This window comes from Streptomyces sp. NPDC050988 (assembly GCF_044456225.1).
Taxonomy (GTDB): Bacteria; Actinomycetota; Actinomycetes; order Streptomycetales; family Streptomycetaceae; genus Streptomyces.
The window spans coordinates 552,491-567,469 of record NZ_JBITFQ010000002.1 but is presented as its reverse complement, the minus strand read 5'-3'; the positions used below and the strand labels follow the sequence as shown (position 1 = coordinate 567,469).

General features: G+C 70.3%; 12 protein-coding genes. 9 read left to right on the top strand and 3 right to left on the bottom strand.

The features are described from left to right. The first annotated feature begins 159 nt into the window (after positions 1-159). From ACIBEI_RS07405 to ACIBEI_RS07390, 4 genes are all read left to right on the top strand, one after another. Positions 160-1,383, top strand: a complete 1,224-nt coding sequence (locus tag ACIBEI_RS07405; RefSeq protein ID WP_398885995.1) for an aminotransferase class V-fold PLP-dependent enzyme — start codon at positions 160-162, stop codon at positions 1,381-1,383. 160 nt (positions 1,384-1,543) lie between these two features. Continuing rightward, the gene (locus ACIBEI_RS07400) at positions 1,544-2,848 is read left to right on the top strand and encodes an ABC transporter substrate-binding protein (RefSeq protein ID WP_398885993.1); all 1,305 of its coding nucleotides are present in this window, start codon (positions 1,544-1,546) and stop codon (positions 2,846-2,848) included. A gap of 2 nt (positions 2,849-2,850) precedes the next feature. Continuing rightward, positions 2,851-3,855, top strand: coding sequence for a carbohydrate ABC transporter permease (locus ACIBEI_RS07395; protein WP_398885991.1), 1,005 nt, complete (start codon positions 2,851-2,853; stop codon positions 3,853-3,855). Further along, positions 3,852-4,688, top strand: coding sequence for a carbohydrate ABC transporter permease (locus ACIBEI_RS07390; protein WP_398885989.1), 837 nt, complete (start codon positions 3,852-3,854; stop codon positions 4,686-4,688). Before ACIBEI_RS07395 ends, ACIBEI_RS07390 begins: the two co-directional genes overlap by 4 nt. Positions 4,689-4,731: 43 nt before the next feature. On the opposite strand, the gene ACIBEI_RS07385 is transcribed toward ACIBEI_RS07390, so the two are convergent. Next, positions 4,732-5,196, bottom strand: a complete 465-nt coding sequence (locus ACIBEI_RS07385; RefSeq protein WP_398885987.1) for an SRPBCC family protein — start codon at positions 5,194-5,196, stop codon at positions 4,732-4,734. 123 nt (positions 5,197-5,319) lie between these two features. Then, entirely contained in the window at positions 5,320-5,775 is a 456-nt protein-coding gene (locus ACIBEI_RS07380) for a DUF5707 domain-containing protein (protein ID WP_398885985.1), read from the bottom strand. Between the two features lie 328 nt (positions 5,776-6,103). Between ACIBEI_RS07380 and ACIBEI_RS07375 the strand changes: the two genes are divergently transcribed. Both ACIBEI_RS07375 and ACIBEI_RS07370 read left to right on the top strand, forming a co-directional pair. Next, the gene (locus ACIBEI_RS07375; RefSeq protein WP_398885983.1) at positions 6,104-8,605 is read left to right on the top strand and encodes a histidine kinase; all 2,502 of its coding nucleotides are present in this window, start codon (positions 6,104-6,106) and stop codon (positions 8,603-8,605) included. Then, positions 8,602-9,285, top strand: a complete 684-nt coding sequence (locus ACIBEI_RS07370) for a response regulator (protein ID WP_398885981.1) — start codon at positions 8,602-8,604, stop codon at positions 9,283-9,285. Before ACIBEI_RS07375 ends, ACIBEI_RS07370 begins: the two co-directional genes overlap by 4 nt. Before the next feature lie 103 nt (positions 9,286-9,388). Here the strand turns inward: ACIBEI_RS07370 and ACIBEI_RS07365 are convergent, their stop codons facing one another. Beyond that, positions 9,389-12,250 (bottom strand): ABC transporter substrate-binding protein, encoded by a 2,862-nt coding sequence (locus ACIBEI_RS07365; RefSeq protein ID WP_398885979.1) that lies wholly within the window; start codon positions 12,248-12,250, stop codon positions 9,389-9,391. Between the two features lie 147 nt (positions 12,251-12,397). Between ACIBEI_RS07365 and ACIBEI_RS07360 the strand changes: the two genes are divergently transcribed. The 3 genes from ACIBEI_RS07360 to ACIBEI_RS07350 all read left to right on the top strand — a co-directional run bounded on the left by ACIBEI_RS07360 (position 12,398) and on the right by ACIBEI_RS07350 (position 14,976). Continuing rightward, a complete protein-coding gene (locus ACIBEI_RS07360; RefSeq protein ID WP_398885977.1) occupies positions 12,398-12,694 on the top strand; it encodes a hypothetical protein in 297 nt (98 codons plus the stop codon). 97 nt (positions 12,695-12,791) lie between these two features. Next, complete coding sequence (locus tag ACIBEI_RS07355; RefSeq protein ID WP_398885975.1) at positions 12,792-13,235, top strand: hypothetical protein; 444 nt, start codon at positions 12,792-12,794, stop codon at positions 13,233-13,235. A gap of 226 nt (positions 13,236-13,461) precedes the next feature. Next, a complete protein-coding gene (locus tag ACIBEI_RS07350) occupies positions 13,462-14,976 on the top strand; it encodes an FAD-binding oxidoreductase (protein ID WP_398885973.1) in 1,515 nt (504 codons plus the stop codon). The last annotated feature ends 3 nt before the right edge of the window (positions 14,977-14,979 follow it).

The window sequence follows — 14,979 nt, the reverse complement described above, 5'->3', positions numbered from 1 at the left end:
TCTGATGTCTCGGATGTATCGGCCGGGAGTCATCTGATGACTTTCGCTGCATGACCCTTGCGAGGCCGGAAAACGCCTGCCAGGATGCCGAGTCATCATACGTGTCGTCGTCATCCTCTGATGTCTGGTGGCACTCGGGTTCGGTAGATGTGGAGTGATGTGAGCGAGACCGAGGTCACCACCGCCCCGCGTCCCCTGCTGCTGGCGGACGGCCGGCCCGCCGCCCGGGCGTGGTCGCTGGACCCCGTCATGAAGCACCTGAACCACGGCTCGTTCGGGGCGGTCCCGCTGGTGGCGCAGGAGCGGCAGAACGAACTGAGGGCCGAGATGGACAGCTCCCCGGTCGTGTGGTTCCCCGCGCTGCCGCAGAAGATCGCCGACGCCCGGGTCGATCTCGCGGCCTTTCTGCGGGCCACCCCCGACGACCTCGCCCTGGTGCCCAACGCGAGCGCCGGAGTCAGCGTCGTACTCAACGCTCTCCCGCGCCGCCGCGGCGGCGCGATCGTCGTCACCGACCACGGCTACGGAGCCGTGACCATGGGCGCCGAACGGCTGGCCCGGCGCTGGGGCGGCGAGGTCCGCACCGCCCGGGTGCCGCTGGACGCGGACGAGGAGCAGGCGTACGAGGCCGTGATGGCGGAGGTCGACGACGCCACGGATCTCATCGTCGTCGACCAGATCACCTCGGCGACCGCACGCCGGATGCCGGTCGAGCGGATCGGCGCCGAGGCCGCGCGGCTCGGGATCCCCCTGCTCGTGGACGGCGCGCACGCCCCCGGCCTGCTCGCCGCCCCGCTCGACGGCCTGACCTGCGACTTCTGGGTCGGCAACCTGCACAAGTGGGGCTGCGCGCCGCGCGGGACGGCAGCGCTGGTCGCACGCGGGGCGCAGCGCGAGGACCTCTATCCGCTGATCGACTCGTGGGGCGCCCCCGATCCCTATCCCGACCGCTTCGACCAGCAGGGCACGGTGGACGTCACCGGCTATCTCGCCGCGTCGACGGCACTGGACTTCGTCGACCGCACCTGGGACTGGGACACCGCACGCCAGTACATGGACGACCTGGCCGGCTATGCCGAGCGCCTCGTCGGAGCCGCCTTCGCCGAACTGGGCGCCGTCCCCGGCATCGTCGACGTGGGCATGCCGGTTCCCGGGATGCGGCTCGTCCGGCTGCCCGAGGGACTGGCGGGCAGCCGGATCGAGGCGGACGCACTGCGCGACCGAGCGGCCCGGGAACTGGGCGTGGAAGCGGCCTTCACCAGCTTCGACGGCATCGGCTACATGCGGCTGTCCGCACACGTCTACAACACCGCCGCCGACTACGAGTACTTCGCCGAGGACTGCGTCCCCGTCATCGGTGAATGGGCCCACGCGGCCCACTGACAGCCCGGGCCGTGGTGTCGACGGCGCGACACCACCATTCCCCGACGACACCAGGCCCCGACAGCACGGCCCCCGACACCACGGCCCCCCCCCGACACCACGGCCCCCCACCCCCGAAGCCACAGCCAGCGCGCCCGTATCCAAGGAAGAGGTCGGCACGATGAGTAGAAGGACGGCAGCTCTCGCCCTCGGCACAGCAGCCACCATGGTCCTCACCGGCTGCTCCGCCATGAGCGGCGGAGAAGCCGGCGGAACGGTCACCCTCAACATGGTCGAGAGCCTGACGAACCCCGCCCGCACGGACCTGCTGAAGAGCCTGATAGCGGACTTCGAGAAGCAGAACTCCAAGATCAAGGTCAATCTGATCTCGCCGCCCACCGAGCAGGCGGACCAGAAGATCCAGCAGATGCTCCAGTCCGGCAGCGGCGTGGACACCCTCGAAGTACGGGACACCACGGTTGGCCCGTGGTCGAACAACGGCTGGCTGTACGACATGAAGAAGGACCTCAAGCCCTGGAAGGGCTGGGAGGCGATGACGGAGAACGCCGTCAAGGCATCCGAGACCGCCACCGGCAAGACGTACTTCGTCCCGTACGGCTTCTACGGCCTGAGCGTCTTCTACCGCACCGACCTGATCAAGGAGGCCGGCTTCGACAAGCCCCCGGCCACCTGGGACGAGCTGCTCGAACAGGCCTCCGCCATCCACGATCCGGCCAAGCGCCGGTACGGGTACGCCTTCCGCGGCGGGGCCAACGCCAACGGCAACGCCACCGCGGTCATCGAGGCGTACGTCGCCGACAGGATCGACCCCGCCGACGGCTTCAAGGTGAAGGACGGCAGCACGATCTTCGCCGCCCCTGAGGCCGTCGACGCGATGAAGACCTACCTCAAGCTCTTCAAGGAGGCGTCGCCCAAGTCGTCGGTCTCCTGGGGCTATCCGGAGATGGTCGAGGGCTTCTCCAACGGTTCCACGGCCTTCCTGCTCCAGGACCCGGAAGTCATCGCCACCGTCTCGGAGTCCAAGGCGATCGCGAAGGACCAGTGGGACACCGCCCCGCTGGTGGCAGGGCCGAGCGGCAAGACCGTACAGCCGCTTGCCACCGCAGGCTGGGGGATCGCGGACGGCAGCAAGCACAAGGCGGAGGCCGTCAAGCTGGTCGAGTTCCTCTCCGAGGGCAAGGCGTCGACGGCCTTCACCAAGAAGAACAGCCTGGTGCCGATCCTCAAGTCGGCGACCGAGGACCCCTTCTACAAGACCGGCCCCTGGTCCAGCTACGTGACCATGACGGAGAACCCGGACACCTACCTCAACGTCAGCCAGCCGCGCGGCGTCGCCTGGTGGGCGGAGTGGCAGCAGAAGGCCGACGCGGACATCCAGAAGATGGTGCTGGGCAAGACGACTCCCGAGAAGCTGCTCGACGGCTGGGACGCGTACTGGACCGAGAAGCGGCAGCAGGAGAACTGACCATGCCCACCGCGTCCGACACGACGAAAACGACGGAGACGACGAAATCGGCGTCGGCGGGGCCCTCCGGAACCGGAGGCACCCCGCCCGGCCGCGGCACGCAACGAGGCCGCCGCAAGCCGGAGTTCACCGCCCGGCGCGGCTTCCTGATCGCCGCCTTCATGGCACCGGCCGCGGTCTTCGTGGCGGTCTTCACGTACTACCCGATGATCGCCGGCAGCCAGATGGCCTTCCGCAACTGGAAACTGGCGGACCTGACCGACACCTCCTGGGTGGGCCTGAAGAACTTCCGCGACGTCTTCGCCGACCCCGCCTGGGGCACCGTGCTGGGCAACACCGGGATCTGGGTGTTCGGTTCGATCGTGCCCCAGCTGGTGATCGGCTTCGCCCTGGCGCTGTGGCTGCGCAAGAAGTTCCGCTTCCGGGGCCTCTACCAGGCGCTCATCTTCTTCCCCTGGGCGATCTCCGGCTTCCTCATCGGCATCCTGTTCCGCTGGATGTTCAACAGCGAGTTCGGCGTCGTCAACGACCTGCTCCAGAAGGTCGGCCTGATCGACGAACCGGTCGCCTGGCTGGCTGACCCGCAGACCGCGATGTTCGCCGTCGTGGTCGCCAACATCTGGTACGGCGTCACCTTCTTCACCATCATGATCCTGGCCGCGCTGCAGTCCATCCCCGAGGAGCTGTACGAGGCGGCGGCGCTCGACGGCGCGGGCAAGGTGCGCACCCTCTTCCAGATCACCATTCCGTACATCCGGGTCACGCTCGCGCTCACCGTCCTGCTGCGCGTCATCTGGATCTTCAACTTCCCCGACCTGATCTTCGGAATGACCGGCGGCGGGCCGAACAACGAGACGCACATCGTGACCACCTGGATGATCAAGATCACTCAGCAGGGCGACTACGGCAGGGCTTCCGCACTCGGGCTCATCATCGTGGCCACGCTGCTGGTGTTCGCGGTCTTCTTCCTCCTGGCCACGCGTGAGAAGCGAGAGGTGAAGTCGTGATCGGCAAGGAGTCCACGGCGGGCCGGGCAACCAAATTCACCTTCCTGGGGTTGTGGCTGGTCTTCACGGTCTTCCCGCTCTACTGGATCACCATCACGTCCCTGAAGGCGCCCGGCGACATCTTCGCCTTCCCGATCGCCTACTGGCCCGAGCACTTCTCGCTGGAGAACTACAGCGGGCTCTTCGGCAAGGCCGACTTCGGCGTCTACCTCACCAACAGCCTCCTCGTCGCGTTCGTGGCGGGCGTCGTGGCCACCGCGATCTCGATGCTGTCGGCCTACGTGCTGGCCCGCTTCGAGTTCCGCACCAAGTCCGCCCTGCTGATGGCCGCGCTGGTCACCCAGATGATCCCGACCTTCATCGCGCTGGGACCGCTGTACCTGCTCATGACCGACCTCAACCTCGTCGACAACAGGCTCGGGCTCATCCTCGTGTACGTCGCCGTGTGCATCCCCTTCTGCACGGTGATGCTCCGCGGCTTCTTCGAGAACATCCCGGACGCGCTGGAGGAGGCCGCCATGATCGACGGCCTGTCCCGGTTCGGAGCACTGTTCCGGGTACTGCTGCCGGTGATGCGTCCCGGGATCGTGGCCGCGTTCATCTTCAACTTCGTCAACTGCTGGAACGAGCTGTTCCTGTCGGTGACGCTGATGAACAGTGACAGCAACAAGACCGTCCCCACGGCCCTGAACGGCTTCATCTCCAGCTTCAACATCGACTGGGGATCCATGTCCGCGGCCGCGGTCCTGACCATCCTGCCGACGATGCTGCTGTTCGCCTTCGCCAGCCGCCACATCGTCCAGGGGCTCACCGCCGGAGCCGTGAAGGGATAGCAGGAGGGCGGAGGGATAGCCGAAGGGCGGAGGGCCGCGTGGCTCAGCCGCTGCGGCCCTCCAGCGCCGCGGCGATGTCTTCGAGGTCCTTTGCGATGGCCTTGCTGACCGCTCGCGCCCCCAGGCGGCCCATGACCTTGGCCAGCACGCCCGCGACGCCACCGGTCGGCACGGCCGAGAACGTCATGCGGACCGTCGTCGTCACCGGTCCGTCGGCTCGCAGCATCCACTCCGAGATGTAGCGCGAGCCGTGGGACTCGGCCTCCACCACATATCGCTCGGGGGGCTCGCTGGCCGTCACCCACATCTCTTCGGTGGCGTCCTTGCCGAACATGCGCCGCGTCTCGCGCCACCGCGTGCCGACGCCGAAGGCGCCCTCCGTGAGGACCTCGACCTTCGAGACGCTGCTGAGGACGTGCTGCATACCGGCCAGATCGGTGATGGCCTCCCACACCGGTCCCTGGGCCGCGGCGATGCGCCGCTCGACGACGACACTTCTGCTGGTCATGGTTCCCATGAAAGCACCAGGGTCCGACAATGGCCTGACGACCGCACGCGGGGCCCTGCGGCTCACCTTCGGACACCGCCCCGAACGGCCGGGTGCCCTGAGGCACCCGGCCGCGGTGGTGGGTCAGCGCGTGACGTCGAAGGACGCGGCGCGGGACACGAACGTCGTGTCCCCGTCCTTGGCCGCCGCGAGCGCCGAGACGTACCAGGTGCCCCGGTCCAGCTCGGCCGCCTCCTCCTTCGTGACCCTCAGCGTGTAGGTGCAGCGGGACGTCTCGTCCGAGGTCCTCTCGCACGTGGCGCTGTCCACGGACCGGAGCTCGGCCTCGGTCGGGTCGAGCTTCGAACTCGCGGGCCACGCAAGGACCTTGAGGCCCCGGATGCCCGAGTCGTCACGCACGTCCGCGGTGAAGGTGAGCTTCCCCGCGCCGCCGTCGGACGGGGCGACGTAGCGGGCCGAGCCGTTCTTCAGAGTCGGCTCGTCGGCGGCGGAGGCCGAGGCCACGGCGAAGCCACCGGCGGTAATTCCGCCGACGACGAAAACTCCGATGAGCGACGACACGAGAATGTGCTTGGACATGGAAGATCCCCCTGAATTCGTTTTGGAGCAGATGTCTTCATCTGCGGAAAAGCACGGAAAGCGATGCACGTAATGGCGATTCGAGGAAAGGAAGTGAACCGCTGGTCGATCGCCTTCTCGATGGGATCGAGCTTATGGCGCGAGGTATTGCGCGGTCCTCGCGCTGCGGGATGAATGCCGTCTCGAACCGGAGATAGAGAACGCTCCCGGGCAGTCCACCGTCCGTCCGTCATCCGCGTACCGCCGTATCTGCAACCCAGGTAAGAGAACGAAATCCGCCTCCAGCCGGAGCCGGGCTGCTCACCTGCGGACATAGCCTTGGTCCGCCATGAATCGAACCGACACCGACACCGGCTCCGACACCGACACCGACACCGGCTCCGGCTTCGGCTCCGACGTCAACGCCGACACCGACGACCGGCTGCTCCCGGTACTGCTGATCTGCGCCCAGGCCGCGGTGTGGCCCGGTGCGGCACTGGTGCGCGGAGCCGTCGCGCCGTCGTCCTCCCTTCTTCTGGCGGCCCTGGTCGCCGGACTGGTGACGGCCGCCCTCGCTCTCCGCCGTACCCGCCCGGTCGTCACCCTCCTTGTGGTCGCCGCAGCCTGCGCGGTGGGCGCCGGTCCACTGCCCACCGGGGCGATGGCGGTACTCGGAACCGCGGGTGTCGCGCTGGCCCTGTTCACAGTGGCGACCGAACGCGACACCTTCACCACCGTGTTGTGCGTGGTGGCACTCGCCCTCTGGCAACTGCTGTACGGCCTCACCCTGCACGGCCTCAGCGACCGGAACGGACTCGACCTCGTCCTGACGGCTCTGCTGTACGCCGTCGCGTGCGGCGCCGGCCTCTTCGTACGCAGGACCCGTCGCGTCCGGCGCACGGCCGAACAACTGCTGAGGCGGGCCGAGATGGAGCGGCACCGCCTTCCGGCAGTCGAACGGCGCCGCATGGAAAGGGAGTTGCACGACGTCAGCGCCCACCATCTGACGGCCGTGGTGGTCACGGCGGGGGCGGCCCTCGGGTTGCGGGACCGTCGCCCCGAAATGGCAGACGAGGCACTGGAGTTCGCGGCCGAGACCGGGCGCGAGGTCACCCGGGCGCTCGGCGCGGTCCGGGCACCGGCGCCCTCACGGGAGGACCTGCCTTCGCCGGAGGAACGGCTGCGGGGCCTGGTCGCGGGGTTCCGCCGGCTGGGCCAGGAGGTGGACTGTGAGATCGACCCACTGCCGGAAGGCGCCGTGGCGGACGCGGCGTACGGCATCGTGCGCGAGGCGCTGACCAACGTGGCCCGGCACGCCCCCGGTGCGCGGACGAGGGTGCTGTGCCGGTACGGCGACACCCGCACGGACATCGTGGTCACGAGCGCGGCACCGCCGCCCGGTTCCGCGGCACACGGTGCGGGTCTCGGCGGCGGACGCGGCCAGGGCTTCCTGCGGTCCCGGGCACGGGAGGCGGGCGGCACACTGACCAGCGGCCCGACGGCGGACGGCGGTTGGGAGGTGAGAGCGGTACTGCCCGGTCGGACCGCCGCCCCGGTGCGGGGGGCCGTTCCGTGGAGCTACCGCCTTGCGCAGGTGACGGCTGCCGTCGGCCTTTGCGTGCAGCCACTGCTTCCGGTGCTGGTCGTCCGGACGGAGACCACGTCGAGCAGCTCGCACGTGTCCGCCGGGGTCCTCTTCGCGTTGCTGGCCGCGGCACAGGCGCTGGCGCTGCTCTGGCTGCGCCGGGCGCCCCGCGCCGCCCAGGGCGTCCTGCTCGGTCTGGCCCTGCTCTGGCCGCCGGCGATGGCCACGGGCGACTACACCGGTCCGGTCCTCCTGCCGCCGGCGCTGAGCATGCTCGCCACCTGCGCGGCGCTGGCCGCGGACGCGGCCCGTAACGCCACTGCCACTGCCACTGCCACTGCCACTGCCACTGCCCCTGACCCTGCCTCGGACGAGGCGTACCCCGCCGCCGGTCCGTCCGCTGCCGAAAGCCGCCCGCGCGCAATCCTGAAGGCCCTGTCGGTCCTCTCTGTCGCGGCCGTGGTGGTGCACGCGGCGGCTGCGACCGTCGCCGTTCTGGAACGGGGCACGGCGATCCCCGCCTGGGCGGTCGCCGCGGCGATGACGGCCGGGGCATCCCTGGTGGTCGGCGCCGCCCGTCAGGCCGGAACCCTGCGCGGGCGGCGCGACCGGGCCGCCCGTGGCACCCGGGACGAACGCCTCGCCACCTGGACCGAGGAGGCCGTCCGGGACGCGTGGGCCGAGCGCCGTCGGATCGCCGCCGGGCTGGAGACCACCGTGCTGGCGCGCACCGCGGGAATGGTCGCGGAGGCGGAGGCGGGCCGCCTCGACATGACCGCCGAACGCGCCCGCGAGGCCCTGGCCGCGATGCGCGCCCTCCTCGACACGGTCCGGGCAGGTGAGGCGGAGCCCGAACTACGGCCGCAGCCCACGCTTCAGGCCCTGGATCTGCTCGCCCACCAGACCCGGGCCACCGGCCGCGACGTCGAGATACGGCTGAGCGACCGCGTGCCCGAGCGCCTGCCCACCGTGGTGGACCTGGCCGCCTACCATGCCGCCGAGATGATACTGGCCGCCGGCGGGGCCGAGCCCGCGGTGCTCGAACTCGACGCGGACGACGGTACGTTGACGCTCACGGCCACCGGAGTACCCCGCGCGGCCCACCCCGCCGTACGGGAGCGGCTGTCGGCGCGGGTCGCGGCGCTGGACGGCACCCTGACCACCGACGCGCCGGACACGGTCCGCCTCCGGCTGCCACTCGTTCCGCAGCAGAGCCACGAAGAACAGGGCCATGAGCAACAGGGCCATGAAGAGGGGGAACGATGAGTCTCAGAGTGCTGGTCGTCGACGACCAAGGCGTCGTACGGGCGGGGTTCGCCGCCATGATCGACGCCGAGGAGGACATGACGGTCGTCGGTGAGGCCGCCGACGGAGCCGCGGCGGTACACCTCGCCGAAGAACTGGCGCCCGACGTGGTCGTCATGGACGTCCGGATGCCCGAACTGGACGGCATCGCGGCCACCCGGATCATCACCGGCCGCCAGGACGCGCCCCGGGTTCTGGTGTTGACCACCTTCGACCTCGACTCGTACGTCTTCGACGCGCTGCGCGCGGGTGCCTCCGGGTTCCTGCTGAAGGACGTGCACCCCGCCGAACTGCTGCAGGGCATACGGGTGGTGGCCGCGGGCGAGAGCGTGCTCGCCCCGTCGGCGACCCGGCGGCTCATTGGCCACTACTCGTCCGGAACGGGCGCCGCGAGCCGGGCCGACGCCGGCCCCCGAGAGTTGGACAGCCTCACCGGCAGCCAACGCAACGTCCTCACCCTGGTCGCGTCCGGACTCAACAACTCGGAGATCGCCGAAGAACTGGGCATCACCGTCGGCACCGTGAAGTCCCACGTCAACGCCCTGCTCCGCAAACTCGGGCTGCGCGACCGCGTACAGGTCACGATCCTGGCCTACGACCTCGGCCTCGCACGCCCGAACCCGCCGGGCGCCCACCTGTGAAGGCCCATCGCGGAGAACCTTCATCCGGCACTTCGTGCGCGAGACAGGAATGCCACCCATGCACTGGGTCGCCCGGCAGAGGATCCTCGGCGCGCGACGGCCGTCACTCGGTCACATACGCGTTGAGCGGTGACAGCCCGTCCAGGTCCACCTGGACCCCCTTCAGCCTGGAGCTGTAGAGGAACGTGCGCACAGGCACGTACACCGGAATGGCTGCCGCCTGCTCCATCACCCGGCGGTCGACGGTGGACCACTTCTCGCCTGCTGCCGCCACGTCGGCGGTGGCGTTGGCCAGGTCGATCGCGTCGTTGACCGCGCTGCTGTTGAGCCGGGAGAAGTTGGAGGTGGTCGGGTAGGTGTAGCGGCCGTCGAAGGAGTCCGGCAGGAACGCCGATGCCAACGGGAGGCCGCTGATGTTCATCGGCAGTCGGGCCAGATCGTAGGCGCCGTCGCCCACGTTCTCGTAGAGGTCGGAGACGTCGACGTTCTTCAGCGTCACACGGAATCCGGCCTTGTCCAGGGCCTTCTTCACGACTTCTGCCCGTGCTTCGTCGGCTGCCGTCGCATAGGCGAGGGTGAGCGGGAAGTCCGTCTCGCCTGCCTCTGTGAGCAGAGCGCGGGCCTTGTCGGGATCACCGTGTGCCCCGGCCCCGTACAGGTCGAAGTCGCGCGAACCGGGGATGCCAGGCGGCATGAGGTGGTGCGTGGCGACGCCGTCCTCGCCGCTCGCGGCCAGGACGTCCGCTGCCGGATACGCGGTGGCGATGGCCTGACGGACCTTCAGCTTCGGTACACGCTTGGTGTCGATCGAGTACGCGAGGACATGGGGGGCCGGTGACGTCACCCGGACCGTGCCGCTGTCGGTGGAGCCGTCCGCCGTACCCAGCCCGTCCTTGTCCAGCGAGCCGGAGAACGTCATCACGGCCGACTTCGAACCGGCCGCGCGGATCCGGGTCTTGATCTCGTCGAGCGTGAGCGAGCCGGTGATCTGATAGCGGTCGGGGTATGCGGTGCGCACAGGGTCCGTGTCCGCGCGCCACTTCGGGTTGCGGGTGAGAGTGAGGTTCCTGGCGCCGGTGAAGGAGTCGACCTGGTACGGCCCTGTCGACGGCAGGAGTGTGGAGGTGCCGGAGATGTCGGCGACCCGCTCTGGCATGGGCGCGCCGTTCGGGCCCGCCAGGACGACGTTGAAGTCGGGGTGGGCGCCGTCGAGGTGGAAGACGATCGTGCGGTCGTCCGGGGTCTCGATGACGCCCGGCGGCATCGCGTGCTCGCCGCCGATGCCGTCCGCGTCCTCGGGACCGAACAGGAAGGTGCGCAGGGTGCGGTCGCCCATCGGGAAATTGTCGGGGTCGAGGGTGCGCCTGACCGCGAACGCGAAGTCCTGGGCGCGTACAGGCGATCCGTCGTTGTAGGTGAGGCCCGGTTTGAGGGTGAACGTCCAGTCGCGGCCGCCCAGCGATGGCCGGCCGGTGTCCTCGGCGAGGTCCCCGACGAGTCGGACGGAACCGTTGGGCAGGGTTTCGAGGGCGGTCAGGCTGCGGTAGACGAGGCGGGAGATCAACCGGTCGGCCCCGGACCACATGTTGCCCGGGTCGAGAGTGGTGATACCGCCCGGTTCGAGGACCGTCACCTTGCCGCCCTTGGTGGCGCCCCGCACCGCCGGGGCGGGCCCCTTGGCGTCGGCGTCGGAGCCGAGCGTGAGGGTCTGGGTCTTCGCCACCGGGGCCACAGTGCCGGCGCCTGCCTTCGCTCCGCCGGGACCGCTCCTCCCGCTTCCCTTGTCGCCGTCGTCGCCGCCGAAGGGCTGGACGACCGAGAGCACGACCACGAGCGCCGTGACGACCGCGGAGGCCGCGATCCACGTGACGCGCAGCCCGCGCCGCCCGCGCAGTCGAGCGGCCGGGGGAGCGGGCGGCTGCTTCGGGAGCGGCGGCGCGAGCAGGTACGAGGTGGGGTCGGGGCTGATGGTTGTGGCGCCCGCGGCGAGTTGCTGCGGGGCCGAGTCGGATGCGGAGTGCTGCGGCTCGGACGAGACGTGGTCCGGGCCCCCCGGTGCGGTGGAGGCGGGGTCCTGCCCCAAAGGCGGGGTGTGGTCCGATAATTGGGCGGAGGAGGGGACCCGCGGCGCGGGCAGGGCCAGTCTCTCGAATGCCTCGCGTGCCTCCTCCGCCGTCGGCCTCTCCTCGACCGGCTTCGCCAGCATCCGCCCCACCAGCTCGTCCCACTCGGGGGCGAGCCCCGGACGCCGTGCCGACGGCATCTCCGGTGTCTCGTACACATGGCTGTGCATCAGCGCGGGCGCCGACGTCGAGTCGAAGGGCGGTGCGCCGGTGAGCATCTCGTACACCGTGCAGCCCAGCGCGTACACGTCCGTACGGCCGTCGTCCGCGCCGCGCGTGAAGCGCTCGGGCGCCATGTAGGGGAGGGTGCCGATGGGGGAGTCGGTGGTCGCGGTGAGCCGGCCGCCGGTCGCCGCGTCGAGGAACTTGGCGATGCCGAAGTCGAGCACCTTCACCGTGCCCTCGTCCGTGAGCATCACGTTCGCCGGTTTGATGTCGCGGTGCACGATGCCGGCCCGGTGCGCGGTCGCCAGGGCCCGGCAGACCTGTGCCGCGAGCTCCGCGACCCGCTCCGGCGGCAGTGGCCCCCCGGCCAGCAACTCGCCCACGGTACGGCCCGAGAGCAACGGCATGACCAGGTAGGGGACTTCGCCGTCCGCCCCGTGGTCGAAGACCGGCACGATGTACGAGCTGTCCAGTGCGGCGGCGGCCCGCGCCTCCCGCCCGAACATGGCGAGCAGCCGCTCCCGCTCGGCGCCGGCCGTGCCCGGCGGCAGGCTCAACAGCTTGACGGCGACCGGGCGTTCGAGCCGCGCGTCCCTGGCCCGCCACACCACACCCATACCGCCCGCACCGATCCGCTCCGTGAGCGTGTACCGGCCGTCCAAGACGGTGTCGCGCATCCCCACCCCACTCGCTCAAGGAATCAGCGGTCTCAATGTACCTACGCACAAGGGGAGTTGACTGGTTCCCGGGTGAGATGCGGGGGCTTGTGCGACCGGTGCCGACGTCCCATGCCGGCCGCAACGCTGAGGCAGAGGGGCCTTGAGATGCGATACGGGCGTGTCATACGAGCTGCCGCCTTACTGGGTGTACTGGTGTGGGCGGCCGGTTGCTCGGACGGCGACGACGACGCGCGTGGATCGTCGGCCCCACCGACCGTGTCGACCCCGGCCACGACCGGCACCCCGTCGAGGAGCCCGTCCGAGCCGGCGTACTACGACAACGACGACAACGTGCTGATGGCCAAGGGGGACTCGCCCGCTGCCTGTGTGAGACCGGTTTCGAAGGCCCTGGTCCCCGGAGAGCGGCCGGAATCGGCCAACGGGAGTGCCTTCGAGGAGTGAGTGGGAGAATCCCCCTCCTGGGGCCGCGCGCTACGGCCAAGGGACGGTCGGTGTATCTCTCCGTCGGTGCCCGGGAGGACCGGAAGGAACCGTCAACGTGATCGAGTGGGTGTTTCTCAGCGCCGGGGCAAGGCCCGTCCCTCGGCCGGTCGCGACCCCGCTGGTGTGGGCTGCCGCTTTCGGCGGTGCCCTGTTGCTGGTGGCAATCCTCAACACCCTCGTCGGCCCCGACCGGCCCGCGCTCGCGCTGGCGGCGCTGTCCCTGCTGGCCGCCCTGCTGGGCGGGCGCTCCCGCTTCACCGCGGCCCCCGGAACGGCCGCGCTGTGCTGGCTGTTCCTCAACGCCTTCGCCATCCCGCCCCTGGGAACCCTCAGCTGGGCCGGACACCGTGACACGTTCTGGCTCAGCTGCCTGCTCGCCGCGGCCCTCATCGGCACAGCGGTCGCCCGCCTGGCCCATGCCCGCGCCGCCTACCGCCGCATAGCCGCGGGAGCCGGCCCCGCGGCGTGGGAACCTGGCGAACGCCCGGAGGACGCCTGACCGTCACGGGGCACACACAGGCCCGCGTACGGACCGCTCCCAGGGGGCGGGCCTTGACCTTGCGTGGCCCGTTCGCATGAAGCTTGCCTGTCCCGGGGTGTCAGAACCCTTTCCCCACCCCGTCCTTCTCCATCGTGAGCCCTGCCTGGGCCAGGGATCCTGCGCGAAAGTGCGTGCGCTCCCGCGCCTCCGGCATCCGGACACCAAGTGGCGAAGGGGCGTACCTGTGCAGACTGGCCGACGAGATGTCCTGCGTACCGGAGGGGCCGTCGCGGCCGTCGGGGCCGCGATCGCGCTGGGCGGCGGAAGCGGCTCGGCCCTCGCCTCCGCCCGTCGGACCTCCCTCGTCGGGGGTGCGGAGCGCGGCGCGTGGCGTGAGCTGGCCGGGAGCCTGAGCCCGGCCGCCCGGCTGTACCGACCGGGGCAGCCGGAGTACGCGGCCCGTGCGACGGCCGACAACCAGCGTTACGCGTACGTGCGTCCGGCCGGGGTGCTTGCCTGCGCGACGGAGAGCGACGTACAGACGGCCGTGCGGTGGTGCGCGAAACACGGAGTGCCGCTCGCTCCGCGCTCCGGCGGTCACAACTACGCCGGCTATTCCACCACCCCGGGCCTGGTGATCAGCCTGCGTGCGATGCATCAGGTCGTGCCGCGAGGGAATGAGCTGCGGCTGGGCGGGGGCGCCACCAACTCCGACGTGTACGCCGCCCGCGCCGCGAACCTGTACTTCCCCGGCGGCCGTTGCCCCGAGGTGGGCGTGGCGGGCCTGACCCTAGGCGGCGGCCTGGGCTTCAACGACCGCAAGTGGGGCCTGACTTGCGACCGGCTCACGGAGACCCGTCTCGTACTGGCCGACGGCAGCCTCGTCCGCGCGGCCGAGGACGAGAACCCGGACCTGTTCTGGGCCTGCCGCGGCGGAGCGGGCGGCAACTTCGGCATCAACACCGCGTTCACCTTCGCCGCCGTACCCGTGGGCAGGCTGCGCGCCACCGTCTTCCACCTCACGTACCCCCTGCACGCGGCCGTCGATGTGCTGGAGGAGCTGCGGGACATCCTCGACACCGACCGCGACAACGACTTCGACGTACGCATCGGCTTCAAGCACGCCGGCGACGGCACGGCCACCCTCGCGCTGCTCGGGCAGCGACTCGGCGACGAGGACGGACTGCTCCGCCGGTTCGCACCCCTGCTGCGCCTGCGCCCCGCTCCGGCGGTCATCGAGGAACGCGGCTTCTGGTCCGCGCAGGACTTCCTGATGGAGACCCCCGGCCCGAAAGAGGCCTACGCCTCGAAGTCGCTCGTCCCCAACCAGTGGCCCGGCCCTGACACCGTGGCGGCCATCGCCGACTGGACCCGAGACTGGAGCCCGGGACCGGGCCGCAGCACCGGCTATGTGACCCTGTTCGCCATGGGCGGCGACACCGCGACACGACGACCGGACGAAACGGCCTACCCCCACCGGGAAGCCGCCTTCGTCATCGACATCGGCACCCACTGGAAGCCGGGCGCCCCGCCCGCCGAGGTACGCGGCCTGCTGGAACAGACCCGAGCCGCCCACCACATGCTGCGCCGTCACCTGAACACCGACGCCGCCTACGTCAACTTCCCCGACCCGGACCTGCGCCACTGGCGGCACGCCTACTACGGCGCCAACTACGACCGCCTGGTCGACGTCAAGCGCCGGTTCGACCCGACCGCTCTGTTCCGCTACCAGCAGGCCGTCGGCCGTCCACAGCCCTGAGCG